This is a genomic window from Flavobacterium sp. UM26 (assembly GCF_057922445.1).
Genome location: NZ_JBVHCY010000010.1, coordinates 60,482 through 74,191 on the forward strand (window position 1 = coordinate 60,482; position 13,710 = coordinate 74,191).

Annotated in this window: 12 protein-coding genes; 5 read left to right on the forward strand and 7 right to left on the reverse strand. The window is 32.9% G+C overall.

Annotated elements, in window-relative coordinates:
- Positions 1 to 26: 26 nt before the first annotated feature.
- Positions 27 to 623, forward strand: coding sequence for a bifunctional phosphoribosyl-AMP cyclohydrolase/phosphoribosyl-ATP diphosphatase HisIE (gene hisIE, locus ACZ1AQ_RS12195; protein ID WP_489633166.1), 597 nt, complete (start codon positions 27 to 29; stop codon positions 621 to 623).
- A 76-nt stretch (positions 624 to 699) separates the two neighbouring features.
- On the opposite strand, the gene ACZ1AQ_RS12200 is transcribed toward hisIE, so the two are convergent.
- Positions 700 to 1,638 carry a DUF2167 domain-containing protein gene (locus ACZ1AQ_RS12200; protein WP_489633167.1) on the reverse strand — a complete coding sequence of 313 codons (939 nt, stop codon included), beginning with the start codon at positions 1,636 to 1,638 and terminating at the stop codon, positions 700 to 702.
- A gap of 263 nt (positions 1,639 to 1,901) precedes the next feature.
- Between ACZ1AQ_RS12200 and ACZ1AQ_RS12205 the strand changes: the two genes are divergently transcribed.
- Positions 1,902 to 3,557 carry a M1 family metallopeptidase gene (locus ACZ1AQ_RS12205; RefSeq protein WP_489633168.1) on the forward strand — a complete coding sequence of 552 codons (1,656 nt, stop codon included), beginning with the start codon at positions 1,902 to 1,904 and terminating at the stop codon, positions 3,555 to 3,557.
- Between the two features lie 61 nt (positions 3,558 to 3,618).
- On the opposite strand, the gene ACZ1AQ_RS12210 is transcribed toward ACZ1AQ_RS12205, so the two are convergent.
- The gene (locus tag ACZ1AQ_RS12210) at positions 3,619 to 4,218 is read right to left on the reverse strand and encodes a 3'-5' exonuclease (protein ID WP_489633169.1); all 600 of its coding nucleotides are present in this window, start codon (positions 4,216 to 4,218) and stop codon (positions 3,619 to 3,621) included.
- Position 4,219: 1 nt separating this feature from the next.
- Positions 4,220 to 6,136 (reverse strand): DUF294 nucleotidyltransferase-like domain-containing protein, encoded by a 1,917-nt coding sequence (locus tag ACZ1AQ_RS12215; RefSeq protein ID WP_489633170.1) that lies wholly within the window; start codon positions 6,134 to 6,136, stop codon positions 4,220 to 4,222.
- A 182-nt stretch (positions 6,137 to 6,318) separates the two neighbouring features.
- Between ACZ1AQ_RS12215 and ACZ1AQ_RS12220 the strand changes: the two genes are divergently transcribed.
- Positions 6,319 to 6,825 (forward strand): DUF2911 domain-containing protein, encoded by a 507-nt coding sequence (locus ACZ1AQ_RS12220; RefSeq protein ID WP_489633171.1) that lies wholly within the window; start codon positions 6,319 to 6,321, stop codon positions 6,823 to 6,825.
- 189 nt (positions 6,826 to 7,014) lie between these two features.
- Here the strand turns inward: ACZ1AQ_RS12220 and ACZ1AQ_RS12225 are convergent, their stop codons facing one another.
- The 4 genes from ACZ1AQ_RS12225 to ACZ1AQ_RS12240 all read right to left on the reverse strand — a co-directional run bounded on the left by ACZ1AQ_RS12225 (position 7,015) and on the right by ACZ1AQ_RS12240 (position 12,033).
- The gene (locus ACZ1AQ_RS12225; RefSeq protein WP_489633172.1) at positions 7,015 to 8,289 is read right to left on the reverse strand and encodes an NAD(P)/FAD-dependent oxidoreductase; all 1,275 of its coding nucleotides are present in this window, start codon (positions 8,287 to 8,289) and stop codon (positions 7,015 to 7,017) included.
- 106 nt (positions 8,290 to 8,395) lie between these two features.
- Positions 8,396 to 9,730: a DEAD/DEAH box helicase gene (locus ACZ1AQ_RS12230; RefSeq protein WP_489633173.1), complete on the reverse strand. Its 1,335-nt coding sequence runs from the start codon at positions 9,728 to 9,730 to the stop codon at positions 8,396 to 8,398.
- A gap of 123 nt (positions 9,731 to 9,853) precedes the next feature.
- Positions 9,854 to 11,392, reverse strand: coding sequence for a DEAD/DEAH box helicase (locus ACZ1AQ_RS12235; protein ID WP_489633174.1), 1,539 nt, complete (start codon positions 11,390 to 11,392; stop codon positions 9,854 to 9,856).
- A 104-nt stretch (positions 11,393 to 11,496) separates the two neighbouring features.
- Entirely contained in the window at positions 11,497 to 12,033 is a 537-nt protein-coding gene (locus ACZ1AQ_RS12240) for a DUF6155 family protein (protein WP_489633175.1), read from the reverse strand.
- A gap of 105 nt (positions 12,034 to 12,138) precedes the next feature.
- Here ACZ1AQ_RS12240 and ACZ1AQ_RS12245 point away from each other — a divergent pair, with 105 nt between their 5' ends.
- A complete protein-coding gene (locus ACZ1AQ_RS12245) occupies positions 12,139 to 12,423 on the forward strand; it encodes a DUF3817 domain-containing protein (RefSeq protein ID WP_489633176.1) in 285 nt (94 codons plus the stop codon).
- The gene (locus ACZ1AQ_RS12250; RefSeq protein ID WP_489633177.1) at positions 12,416 to 13,708 is read left to right on the forward strand and encodes a mechanosensitive ion channel family protein; all 1,293 of its coding nucleotides are present in this window, start codon (positions 12,416 to 12,418) and stop codon (positions 13,706 to 13,708) included. The genes ACZ1AQ_RS12245 and ACZ1AQ_RS12250 overlap by 8 nt, the downstream gene beginning before the upstream one ends.
- Positions 13,709 to 13,710 lie beyond the last annotated feature (2 nt).

The following is a 13,710-nucleotide window of genomic DNA, read 5'->3' on the forward strand; positions in this document are numbered from 1 at the left end:
ATTCTCAATACTTAATACTAACAAAAATGAATGTAGATATAAAAAGTGCTCACGGATTAATTCCAGCGATTATTCAGGATGCAGAAACAAAAAATGTTTTGATGTTGGGCTATATGAACGAAGAATCGCTTCAAAAAACCATCGAGACTCAAAAAGTAACCTTCTTTAGCCGTTCCAAACAACGTTTGTGGACCAAAGGAGAAGAAAGTGGTAATTTTTTAGAATTGGTTTCCATTAAAAATGATTGCGATGGCGATACCTTATTGATTCAAGCAAAACCAGTGGGCCCAACTTGTCATACTGGCGCTGATACTTGTTGGCAAGAAGCCAATTCAGATAACTACGGCTTTATTTCAGAACTGGAAGCTACTATAAAATCAAGACGCGAAAATTCGGATTCCGAAAAGAGTTATGTGGCTTCATTGTTTGAAAAAGGCATTAACAAAATTGCTCAAAAAGTAGGAGAGGAGGCAGTTGAAGTGGTGATTGAAGCTAAAGATGATAACGATGACTTGTTCTTGAGCGAAAGCGCCGATTTACTTTTTCACTACTTGATTTTATTGCAAGCTAAAGGTTTTCAATTGAATGATGTAGTGGAAGTATTGAAAGGAAGGCAGAAGTAGCTCTTTTGAAACAAAAAAATAAGGTTTCTAGAAGTAATTGACTTAACTAGAAACCTTATTGTATTTAAAATAGATTTTATTCTTGTTCTGTTTTATTATCAATGACTTCATTTTCAGCAATTATTGCATCCTCGTTCTCTTTCTTAGAAAATAAATTCATTATCTTATTTTTAAATGCCCCAAAAAGACCAATTAAGGTAATAACAATAATTTTTCCAAACTTCGCAAGTATCGCAAAAAAACCAACTTTGGTTAATACTTTACCTGCCACTAAACCACCAATTGTCCAAGCAGCAACATTATCAATTGAGCTATCAAACTCTTCATAAGTATAGCCTTTGTTAAAAGAAACTATATCAATAACTTTATTAATATCCTTTTGTACCAAAGGTAATTCTGAAGTTCCAGCAATAGCATTTAAAACCAAAACTCCTTTTCTACCCAAGATTCTGATGTTGTAATTTAAAGTGTTTTGTGCTTCTGAACCAAATTTTAATTCTTTAGCCCAATGCAAGATTTTCTTTTCCTTGTCGTAAAACGGTGTGGAAGCCCATCCTACTATTGTGATTGGTTCATATCCTTCTTTTTTTCGTTCAATATTTTCTTCTTTGGTATCTTCTTTAATTTGTGTCAACAATTCATCATAATCAATATCATCGGCATCTTTATCTTCTACATAACCAATTTCATCATACTGAATATTGAAAACATATCCCTTTTGGCTTAATACACCTTGATTTTCAGGAAGTAATAAACCAAGTGTTATGTTTTCTGTTTTTGGATTACCCCATAAATCCACGAGGACTCTTTCGGCTTGTTCAGCATTTAAATACTTAAATCCTTTAGGCACAGTAATGGTACCAATTCCATTTTTTAAAGTAATACTACCTCTTTCGTAAGTAAAAGATTGTTCAATTGAGTCAATTTTTTGTGCACTATTGTCTTGTGCAAATGATAGAATGGAATAGCAATACAGCATGATAAGGAACATACCTTTTTTCAACAATAAATTCATAATTTAACAGGTTTTGTGTTAGTTTGTTAACAAAGATTAATTATTTATTGTGGTATTTTTAGATTGAATCTATCCAAATATATAAAATTTTCTTACACAGACTAAGATTGTTAAAAATAATTTTCTTAATAATTTTTTGTTAATAAAAATGATTAAATGTGACTGCTGTGTGAATAAAAAATAGACCACATTTTTAAGAATAGCACAAAAGAATTACTGATAATATCTAAAAAAGTATGTAGTTTTGAAAAAAACTATACCCTATGAAAAAAATAACTATCCTTCTTTTGATGGCTTCTTTTTCGGTCATTAAAGCCCAAGGATTATTGAATAAAAAGGAAACCACTTTTACCCGACAAGACAGCCTTAGAGGTAGCATCACTAAAGAGCGTGCTTGGTGGGATTTGAAACATTATCACTTATCCATCAAAGTCAATCCAGCGGATAGCACTATTTCGGGGTCTAATACGATTCGCTATCAAGTGCTACAGGAAAATTCTGTGATGCAAATTGACTTGCAAAATCCGATGGCCATTACCAATGTAACCCAAGACGGAAAACCGTTGACCTACAAGCGAGAGGGAAATGTCTATTTTATTACTTTAACGGCCCCTCAAAAAGTAGGTACCACCAAAGAAATCGTGGTGTTTTATGGAGGAAAACCAAAAGTAGCAGTCAATCCGCCTTGGGATGGAGGGATTACTTGGAAAAAAGATAAAAATGGAAATCCGTTTATTGCCTCCTCTTGTCAAGGTTTGGGAGCCAGTGTTTGGTGGCCCAACAAAGACCATATGTATGATGAAGTTGATGAGGGAATGAAAATTAGTGTAAATGTACCCGGAAATTTGACGGATGTTTCTAACGGTCGTTTGCAAAGTGTTCAAAAGGAAAAAGATGGTACCAAAACGTTTCATTGGGTGGTCAAAAATCCAATCAATAATTATGGTGTGAATATAAATATTGGTGATTATGTTTCTTTTTCTGAAAAATATAAGGGTGAAAAAGGCGACTTAGATTGTACTTACTACGTATTGCGTGATGATTTGGCAAAGGCCAAAAAGCAATTTCAAGATGTACCCAAAATGTTGAAGGCTTTTGAGCATTGGTTTGGTCCTTATCCGTTTTATGAAGACAGTTACAAATTGGTACAGGCTCCCTATTTAGGAATGGAACACCAAAGTAGCGTTAGCTACGGCAATAAATTTTTGAATGGTTATTTAGGACGCGATTTGAGTGGTACAGGTTGGGGAATGAAGTTTGATTTTATCATAATTCACGAATCGGGGCACGAGTGGTTTGCGAATAACATTACCTATAAAGATATCGCGGATATGTGGATTCACGAAAGTTTTACCAATTATTCTGAGAGTTTGTTTTTGGAGTATTACTTTGGGAAAGAAGCGGGTTACACTTACGTTCGTGGTATTCGAAAAAATATCGAAAATGACAAACCAATTATCGGTAACTATGGCGTAAACAATGAGGGTTCTGGCGATATGTATTACAAAGGTGCCAATATGTTGCACACCTTACGTCAAGTACTAAGCGATGACGAAAAATGGCGAGCTATCTTGCGCGGTTTGAATACCACTTTTTATCATCAAACGGTCACTACTCAACAAATTGAAAGTTATTTGAGCGAAAAAATAGGTAGAGATTTGACGCCTGTTTTTAATCAGTATTTGCGTGATACGCGTATTCCAACCTTGGAATATTTCTTTAAAAATAATCAATTAGGGTATCGTTGGGCGAATAGTGTGCCCAATTTTAATCTCCCTGTAAAAGTGTTTTTGAATGGTGCCGCACAAATTTTGGAGCCGAATAACGAATGGAAAATGTTGCCTTTAGGAACAACAGAAAAACCAACACTTGAAGTGGATAACAACTATTATGTGGGCAGTTATAATATAACCGAGTAGTTTTTCACTAGAGAAATCCCGTTTCTATAAGTTTTAGTACTTAATGAAACGGGATATTTTTTTAGAAGTTTATATCTAATTTGGTTTTTAATTTTAGGAATAGTAGCGCTATTCGATAGGCATCTTCTGAAGAGGAATTGCGGTCACTTTTTGGAATTTTATAAATAGTACAAAGTTCGTCTAGTGAAAATTGCCTGTCTGTAATATCGTTGAGTTTTCTATACATCACGTCTACATCCAAAGCTTGATTTTTTAACCGACCACAACCTATTTTTTCTAGGGCAGCATTAATCATTTCAACATCAAAATCAATGTGATGTCCAATAAGTATTGCATTTCCGATAAAGTCTACAAACATTTGAATAGCATCTAATTCTACTAATTTTTTCATTTTACTATCAACGATAAATTCATTTGATAGACCATTATCATGAAAATATTTGTATTGGAGTAATACGGCTTCAAAACTTTTCCCAATAGCAATACTGTTGTCTTCAATAGCAAAAGAACCAATAGATAAGATAACATCTTTACTTGGATTCATTCCTGAAGTTTCGGTAGAAAATACAATGATTTTATTTGATTTAGATTCAAATTTTGACAAGTAATTTTTCCAGAAATCGGGATAATCTTTGTTGATATTTTTAAGCCAATCTAACATATTATGAAAATTGAGTGAGTTTAAATTTTCCTTTAATCAATTCTTCTAATTCCTTCATTGGGGCTAAGGCTGCTTTTAATTTATCTTTATCTAGTTTAGACATATCCATTATAGGAATATATTGCCCCGAGTCATCATTTTTAAGACCTTCGACCGTTCTAAATTTAGACAATGTAATAAAGGCATCGGCACAATTCAAATACACTTCTTCATTTTTGGGATCTACTATAGCTAACTGTTTGAATCTTAAATAAGTATTATTTATCCCTTTTAAATTATAATGTAAAGCAAACAATCTAGCACCATCAATAAGCGGGAGCAAAGCACGAGTTTTTATATCAAATTTATTTCTATTTAATGAATCTTCCTCGGTGATAAATTTCTTGAAAAAAGTTAACGGCGCATTATTTCTAAGCACATCATTTCCTAAAAAGTCAAAAAACAAAGTGTTATTTTTTGCATTTTGTAAAACCACATTTCCTATAGCTTCCTCCAATTTGTCATCTCCAAAAACTAACTCATAGTCGAAGAAAATACTGCTCATGTCGTTACTATTTTCACCTGGAGTATTCATCCAGCTATTGTATTGTTTAATCCAGTCAGACAATGATTTACACCAAAGTAAGTTGCTTGCCATATGATTTTGTGGACACAAAGGATATCCCACTTTCTCTAGAGTAGCAGTAGTTCTTTTCGCTAATTTGATAAAATAATCTTTTACATCACGATATTTGTCGGCAGGCACGTCTTCAAAAACCAACATACTGTCTTGGTCTGTATACAATAATTGCTCTTTTCTACCCTGACTACCAATACTTAACCAAACAAAACGTGCAGGAGGGGAGCCCAAATCCAAAATAGATAACTCTACACTTCTTTTTATAATAGCTAAATTAATTTCACTTGCAATATTAGCTACATGATAAAGAGGAATGTTTTTATGAATAGCATTTTGAACCAAGTCTGTTAGACGTTCTCTGATTTGTTTTAAATCTTTTGAAGCCAGCGAGCGCTTGATTTCTTTGATCATGACTCCAGGATTACTAGCTTGGGCAATAATCAGATCGTGTTCAGAAATTATTCCCTTCACTACAGATTGTGTGGTACCATCAATTGTAACACAAAGGTGGGTTACATTGTGTTTCAACATCAGCAATTGAGCTTCAGCTAATGAAACGTTCTCGACTACCGTGATAACCGGTGAGTCCATGATTTTATCAATAGTATCAGTAATAGCATACCTTCCAGTAGCTACTTTTGAACGCATATCTCGATCGGTTACTATACCGATAGGTAGATTATTCTCACAAATCAAAACATTGTTGACAATTTCTTCGGTCATCAACTGCGCTATATCTTTAATGATTGTTTGCGCTGTAGTTGTAATTGGAGAAGTATTATATGTTAAAGATTGAAAATATTGTATTTCAGATTGTTGATCTGGATAAAATACATTATCAGAAATCAATTTTCCGCCATAATTGTCTTTATCACTAGCATATCTAGAAGTTGCAGCAAAACTTTCCAATAAAAAATTTAAAACCAAAGAGTTATTTGCTACAAAAGGTCTAAAAGTGGCAATTGGAATAGCATAAATAATACTATCTTCACGCGCTTTTGAAGTCATCATATAATTATTCTTGGCAAAAAAAGGACGTAAACCAAAAATATCTCCTTGATGACACTTATTTAAAAGTGTTTCTTCAGCATCAGATATCACAGATAAATTGACTGTTCCAGAGGCAACTACATAAAAACATTCATGTAAACTATCATTGACTTGAAATAGCGTTTGATGCTTTTCGAGATTAATTACACGAATATTTGAGGCAATTTCAGATAGTTCACTAAAGGTTAAATTATCAAATGGCGGATACTCTTTTAAAAAGTCAGCAATGCGTTCAGCAATTGTATTCATAATATAAGTGCAGGTTAATAACTATCGTAAAAGTAGTAAAATTGAAAAACAAAATCAATGTAGTTATCCAGAACTAGTTGATTTACAAATATCTTAATTATTTCTTAAAAAAAGTTATAAAACTATTAAAGATAACTAGAGTTGAATTATTTTTAACTAAATTTTAAAAAACGTTTATAACTATGAAATTTCAAAACAAATTACTAATCTTATTATTTGCCGTTTTGTTTGGCACTTTTGCATTTGCACAAAAAAAAGTAGCCAGTCCAGCTGAATCTGTAACTGGTAAAATTAATGGTGCCACAATCACTATTAAATATGGAAGTCCGTCAGTTAAAGGAAGAGCCATTTGGGGAGCGTTGGTTCCTTATGACAAAGTTTGGCGTGCTGGTGCTAATGAGGCAACTACTTTTGAAACTGATAAAACAATTGCTATTGAAGGCAAGCAATTGCCAGCAGGTAAATATTCTTTTTTTGTGATTCCAAATGAAAATGAAAGTATTATCATTTTTAACAAAGAACCTAAACAATGGGGTGCTTATGATTATAAAGAAAGTAACGATCAATTGAGAGTTACTGTAAAAAATGAAAGAGGCGATGCCTTAATTGAAAAATTAGAATATAAAATTTTAGAAACTCGAATCGAATTACTTTGGGAAAAATTAATTATTGGATTTGAAGTAAAATAAAGTAAGTCATTTTATTTTAGAAAGCACCGAAATGGTGCTTTTTTTTTTATTATGAGTGTGTCTGTATTAGATTATCGAGAATTTAATATTTCGAGTAAAGAGTAATCAATTTTGAAATATTAAATTTTCTATTTTACATAATATAAATTATAGTTCAATTTGTTTTACTTGAGATTTGCATGAGTTTAATTATACCAGTTCTTCTTTGATTCTTTTGTCTGGACGAATGATCATACGCAACGATTGGTCTTTTGAAAAATAAGCAATCATCCAATGGTAAAAAGTATTGATGCGATTACGATATGTGATTAATGACATTAAATGAACAAACAACCAAATCATCCATGCAACAAATCCTTTAAAATGTAAATTAGGTTTTGGCAAATCAACTACAGCTTTATTTTTACCAATAATTGCCATAGAACCTTTGTCCTTGTAAATAAAAGGTTTAAGTGTTTCACCCTTAACTAATTTCTTAAAATTAGTTGCTAAATTTAGTCCTTGTTGAATGGCAACTTGAGCAACCTGTGGGTGTCCTTGTGGAAAATTTTCATCCGTTAATTGTAAACAAGTATCGCCAATTGCAAAAATGTTTTCGGTACCGTTTACTTTGTTAAATGCATCGGTCAACATTCTTTTTCCTCGTCCATAACTTTCTAAAGGAATTCCATCAAATTCTCTGGCAGTTACTCCAGCAGCCCAAATTAAATTTTTAGTTTGAATGGTATTTCCATCTGCGAAATACACAGTATCATCCTTATAATCAACCACTCGTGTATTCAATTTTACAACTACACCAAGTTTCGTCACCGCTTCGAGTGTGTCCTGTTGAGAAGCAACACTCATTGGTGATAATAAGGCTTCACCTCCATCAACCAAATAAATATTACTGGCCGATGTTTCTAATTCAGGATATTCTTTTATAAGTATGCTTTTTCTCATTTCAGCAAACATTCCAGAAACTTCAACTCCTGTTGGTCCACCGCCTACAACAACAATGGTAAGTAATTTTCTTCGTTTACGAATGTCTTTACAAATAGCGGCTTTCTCTAGATTTTTTAACAAGGTATTACGCATATTTATTGCGTCATTGAGCGTTTTCATTGGAATGGCATTTTTCCTTACATTTTCCATTCCAAAATAACTGGTTTCAGCTCCTGTAGCAAAAACCAATTGATCATAACTTAACTCTCCGTTATTGAGGATGATTTTGTTTTCTGTTGGTATCACTTTTATAAATTCACCTAAACGAAATTGTAAATTCTTTTTACCAGCAAAAAATTTACGAAACGGATAACTTATACTTGATGGTTCTAAAAAAGCGGTAGCTACTTGATAAATTAAAGGAGGAAAAAAATTGTAATTATTTTTATCAACTAATGTGACTCTGATACCCTTTTCATTCGTTAATGCTTTAGCCAAATTAATGCCTGCGAAACCTCCACCAATAATTACAATATGCATTTTTTGCTGATTTAAAAGTTACACAAATAGAAATTTCTACATTTCTATATCCTATTCTTATTTATTTGTACTCAATAAAAATACAACAATAAATCAGCAGAGAAATTTAGTTTTTGATTTTTTTAACAGGCTTTTCCGTAGTCTCGGTTTTGTTTTGTAACCAATAATTTGCAATTAATTTTTCGATTAATTCTTCTTTGGTAAGATGATGAAAAATAGTTTTGATTTTGGTTTTAAATTCAGCTTCTAACTCGTGATTAGGTTTAGTTTTGAAGATTTGTTTGGCCCACAAAAGTGCGTTATTTTTCTCAATACTAGCTGTAGATGGCTTTTGATATTTAGAAAATTGCAGCCCTAATTCTCGTTCAAAATCAGCAATTTCAGCTTCCTCTTCAGCTTGCAAAACAGTTAACGAAAATCCATTAGCTCCTGCTCTAGCAGTTCTTCCGCTACGATGTACATAAGTTTCATATGTATCTGGCAAATGATAATTTACTACATAAGAAATAGCAGCTACATCTATACCACGAGCAGCCAAATCGGTTGCAATCAGTATATTAATGTGCCCTTGACGGAATTGATCCATAATTCTGTCACGAATTCCTTGTGACAAACTTCCATGCAAAGCCCCAGATGAGAATTTATGTATGGCTAAGTTTTTAGCCAATTTATTCACAGCAGCTTTGGTTTTACAAAAGATTATACCTTGTTCCCCTTCTTTTGTATTCAAGAAATGCATTAATACATCTAGTTTCTCTATGGGATCTACTATGATGTACTTATGATCAATACCTTGATTACCCATAGTTTCCATACTAGCACTTACTTGGATCACATTTTTATTCAAGTAATTCTGAATGAGCTGTTTAATAGCCCCAGGAAGTGTCGCTGTAAATAGATAAGTTTGGTGTTTTTTCGGCAACTCGGCAACAATGATGTCTAAACTATCCTTTAGGATAGCAACCATTTCATCGGCTTCGTCTAAAATTAAAAAAGAAGTTGCTTTTAAATCAACAGCTTTGCGTTCGATTAAGTCAATCAGACGACCAGGTGTTGCAATAATAATATGTGTAGGTTGACTCAAACGTTCAACCTGAAGTTTTATGGGTACTCCTCCGCAAGTAACTGCAATTGAAATAGCAGGTTGGTACTTGGCGAATTGAACTAAATTATCAAAAATCTGATTGCCTAATTCTCTAGTTGGCACTAAAATAACGGCTTGAACCGAAGTATTCTTGACCTCAATTTTATCTAAAAGTGGTAATCCAAAAGCGGCTGTTTTCCCTGTTCCTGTCTTAGCAATTCCTACTAAATCGTTGGTATTGGCCAATGCTAATGGAATGATTTCAGACTGAATTTCTGTAGGAGTTACAATTCCCATTTCGGTAATCGCTTTAACAAGGGGTGCTGAAAGCCCTAAATCTGAGAATTGTTTTGACATATTTTCTGTTTTTTGAAATTCTTGTTTGTTTCCTGAAATAGCCCGGATGGGAACGGCATCCTTTTCTTTTTTTCTTTACAAAAAGAAAAGATACAGTGTACAGCCGGAAAAAGCTCCTAATAATTAATCTAACTCACTTAGGACTTTTTCTCTATATTTTTTACCAATTAATAGGATAAGTTTCTGTTTGTAATCTTCTACTAACCATTCGCGATAGTTTTTGCTACATTGACTTAGGCATTTTGAATAGCGTTTGATACGGCATTCAATATCTTCTTCCAATTCTTTGGCTAACGCTTTGGCTTCTTGAGGCAACTCGGCATTGTCAACACACATAGAGGCGTGTTGATCTAAAGATTTATCAAGCACAACTTTGGAACGTAAATTTTGCCTAATAGCCAATTTGTGTTCTTCGTCAACATCAAAAGTGACTACTTCGGTTTTACTGAATTTTGCTCTCAATTCAGGAGGCATTTGGTATTTGAAATGCAACTCAATTTCGTGATCATCACGTAAGTTTTCAAGATAAAACTCAGGTGATTTGAAGATATGTTGCCAATTTACAGGTTCACTCCACAATCCAAAACGTGCGGCATTGTTTCCTAAATCGATAACCGTAAACTCTTCTTTTCCAGGTAATTTTCTTGAACCACGTCCAATCATTTGAAAATAAAGTGTCAAGGATTTGGTAGCACGATTCAATATAATGGTTTCTACAGTTGGTTCATCAAATCCAGTCGTCAAAATCCCTACTGATGTCAATATCGCATCTGGAGTATGCTTAAACCAATGCAAAATTTCTTTTCGCTCCTCATTATTACTAGTATTATCTAAATGACGAATTGGGTAACCTGCCTCACGGAACGTTTCGTAAACATACAATGAGGTGTTGATACCATTATTGAAAATTAAGGTTTTTTTACCTAAAGATTTTTCAGTGTAAGCATGCAATAGCTTTTCTTGCATGACCGTATTGGTATATAAATCATCAGAAGATTTTACAGTATAGTCACCGTTGATACCCACTTTAAGAGAAGTTAATCCTACGTCATAACTATAAGTTACTGCACGCGCTAAGAAACCTTTTTCAATCAAGGAACCAATGGTGTCACCTACAATTAATTCATCATAGCTTTGGTGCATTGGTAATTTGATATTGGAACTCAATGGTGTGGCGGTGACTCCAAGTATAAAAGCATTCTTAAAAGAACTTAATAGTTTTCTGAAGGAATTGTAATGAGCCTCGTCGATAATAACTAAACCAATGTTGTCTAAATGTAGTTTTTCGTCATTTATACGATTTTTTAAGGTTTCTACCATGGCTACAAAACAAGAGTAATCATTTTGGTCTGGTAATTCTTTTACTTTACTATTGATGATTTTGTTTTTAACATCAAATCCTTTTAGCATTTTGGAAGTTTGTTTGCACAACTCAATTCTATGAGTTAGTACTACCACTTTTTTGTCATGTTGAGATAAATATCTGCGAACAATTTCTGAGAAAACTACTGTTTTCCCACCACCAGTTGGTAATTGATATAATAAATGATGGTTACTTGGGGCATTGTCTATTCGTTCAAAAATAGCATCGATGTCTCCTTTTTGGTAAGCGTAAAGTTCTTTTTTATCTTCAACTTGAATTTCTAAAGTGTCTTCTAACATTGTATTTTCTTGGATTTTTGCAAAAATACACCTAAAAAAGAGTTAATCCACTACTATTAAAATAAAAAATATAGTTTCGATTAAATAATTTTATCTAAGAGGTTTTACGAAATCGATATTCTATCAAGAACTCGTTCAAAATCATAATGATTTTGCCACTTTTGGGTTTGAGTTTCTTCGGCGACAGCTAAAATTCGATTTTTAAAATCAGTATAAATTCCATTAGTGATACAAAAAGAGAGGACTTGATCGAAAGAATTGAACATACTTTTGTAAAAAGTATCACTTTTAATTGGATTTTCTCTCGCATACGTTTGAGCTATTTCTATTGCATATAACATTAAATCAGCAACGGCGAAAGGATCTACGCCTAAAAGGATAAAATGCTTGATGAACTTCTGAGCTACAGAGCGTCTCATTTTTGCTCGTACTTTGTTTTTCCTTCCTGGGCTTTTAACTGGAAAATATTCATTGGTTACTTTGAGTTTTGCTTCTTGTAAAAGAGCGTCTTCCTTTGGATTAAAAACAAAATTGTAATAGACTTTTACATGACTGAATTTTTCATATAATTCCATCACTTGCTCTTCCAACTGTTCTTTGGTCAATTGGGCTACATATTTTTTTAATTCGCGTTTGCTCATTTTTAATCGTTAGGAATTGTAAAAGTAAATAGTTTGACTTTACAAATGCTATAATCAACAAGAATCCTTAATTTTGACACAATAAAAATTACTTAAATTTAGAAAATGCTCAAATTATTCAAAATTACTGCCATTTTAGAAGGATGTTCTTATTTAGTTTTATTAGCTAATATGTTGTTTATCAAACCCAACAATATGGATTTGTACAAAACCCTCTTGTATCCAATAGGAATGAGTCATGGTGTTTTGTTTATTGGATATGTATTGCTAGCTGTTTTGTTGAAAAAAGCCCAAAAGTGGTCCTTCCCTACTTTTACTATTATCATTTTAGGTTCATTGATTCCGTTTGGCACTTTTTATATCGAAAAGAAATACTTAAGTAATGAGTAAAACCTTAGAACAACTCTTTAATTTCCTCTACCCTATTTTTAGAAAATGGGGATTAGGTTATTCGTTTTCTTCATATTTGAGTTTGGTATTGAACATCATTATTTTGATTTTTCTTACCTACACTATTTACATGTTTTTTCGTTTTTTGTTTGTTACAGCAATGGCTGTTATTGCATTAAAAACAAAAACTAAGTTTGATGATTTGATTATTTCGAACAAAACGGTGATTTATATCGCACAATTAATACCTTTTTCTTTGATTTATAAATCGGTACCAATCATCTTAGAACGCTACGATTATTGGGAAGATATATTCGGAAAATTAGTGGGCGTATATATCGTTTTACTCGTTCTTTGGATTATTAGAACCATATTGAATACCACACAAGAATATCTAAAGCATATTCCAAGATACAGCGATAAACCTATTGATAGCTTTATGCAAGTAATCATGATTGTGCTTTGGATGTTTGGGATATCTGTCATTATTTCAAAGTTATTTGGTATCAGTCAAAAAGAGATGCTCACCATTCTTGGAGCAGTATCAGCTATTATCATTTTGATATTCAGAGATACTATTTTAGGTTTTGTTGCTAGTGTTCAAGTGGCTATCAACGATATGGTTCGCATTGGAGATTGGATCACGATGGATCGTTATGGCGCCGATGGTGATGTGATTGAAATCAATTTGGCTACCGTAAAAGTTAGAAACTTTGACAATACCACCACAACAATTCCGACTTATAGTTTGAGTTCTGATTCATTTCATAACTGGAGAGGAATGTTGAAATCAGATGGAAGACGAATCAAAAGACACATTTTAATTAAAGCGAGTACCATTCGTTTTCTTGAGGATAAAGAATTGGAAGAACTCCAAAAAATTGAACTTATCAGACCTTATATCGAATCTCGAAAAGCTGAAATTGATAGGTACAATCGGGCTAATGGCGTAGATAAAAGTTTGGCCATTAACGGAAGAAACATGACCAATTTGGGGTTGTTTAGAAAATACATCAATCAATACTTGCATCAGCATCCTGGTCTGAATAAAAACATGATCATGTTATGTAGACAATTACAATTGACCGCACAAGGAGTTCCACTCGAAGTATATGCATTTTCAACAGACAAGCGATTTGAGAATTACGAGTACATCATGGCAGATATCTTTGATCATGTCATTGCTTCTGTAAAATATTTTCATTTAGAAGTATATGAAATGCCCTCTGAAAATAATTTTCTCGATTATCAATTACCCGTTAAAAAAACAAAAGGGACACTGTAATT

Bases quoted from the DNA above. Each gene is read 5' to 3' on its own strand.
- ACZ1AQ_RS12205 (WP_489633168.1), top strand. From the start codon at position 1,902: ATGAAAAAAATAACTATCCTTCTTTTGATGGCTTCTTTTTCGGTCATT.
- ACZ1AQ_RS12220 (WP_489633171.1), top strand. From the start codon at position 6,319: ATGAAATTTCAAAACAAATTACTAATCTTATTATTTGCCGTTTTGTTT.
- hisIE (WP_489633166.1), top strand. From the start codon at position 27: ATGAATGTAGATATAAAAAGTGCTCACGGATTAATTCCAGCGATTATT.
- ACZ1AQ_RS12200 (WP_489633167.1), bottom strand. From the start codon at position 1,638: ATGAATTTATTGTTGAAAAAAGGTATGTTCCTTATCATGCTGTATTGC.
- ACZ1AQ_RS12215 (WP_489633170.1), bottom strand. From the start codon at position 6,136: ATGAATACAATTGCTGAACGCATTGCTGACTTTTTAAAAGAGTATCCG.
- ACZ1AQ_RS12235 (WP_489633174.1), bottom strand. From the start codon at position 11,392: ATGTTAGAAGACACTTTAGAAATTCAAGTTGAAGATAAAAAAGAACTT.
- ACZ1AQ_RS12245 (WP_489633176.1), top strand. From the start codon at position 12,139: ATGCTCAAATTATTCAAAATTACTGCCATTTTAGAAGGATGTTCTTAT.
- ACZ1AQ_RS12240 (WP_489633175.1), bottom strand. From the start codon at position 12,033: ATGAGCAAACGCGAATTAAAAAAATATGTAGCCCAATTGACCAAAGAA.
- ACZ1AQ_RS12210 (WP_489633169.1), bottom strand. From the start codon at position 4,218: ATGTTAGATTGGCTTAAAAATATCAACAAAGATTATCCCGATTTCTGG.
- ACZ1AQ_RS12250 (WP_489633177.1), top strand. From the start codon at position 12,416: ATGAGTAAAACCTTAGAACAACTCTTTAATTTCCTCTACCCTATTTTT.
- ACZ1AQ_RS12230 (WP_489633173.1), bottom strand. From the start codon at position 9,730: ATGTCAAAACAATTCTCAGATTTAGGGCTTTCAGCACCCCTTGTTAAA.
- ACZ1AQ_RS12225 (WP_489633172.1), bottom strand. From the start codon at position 8,289: ATGCATATTGTAATTATTGGTGGAGGTTTCGCAGGCATTAATTTGGCT.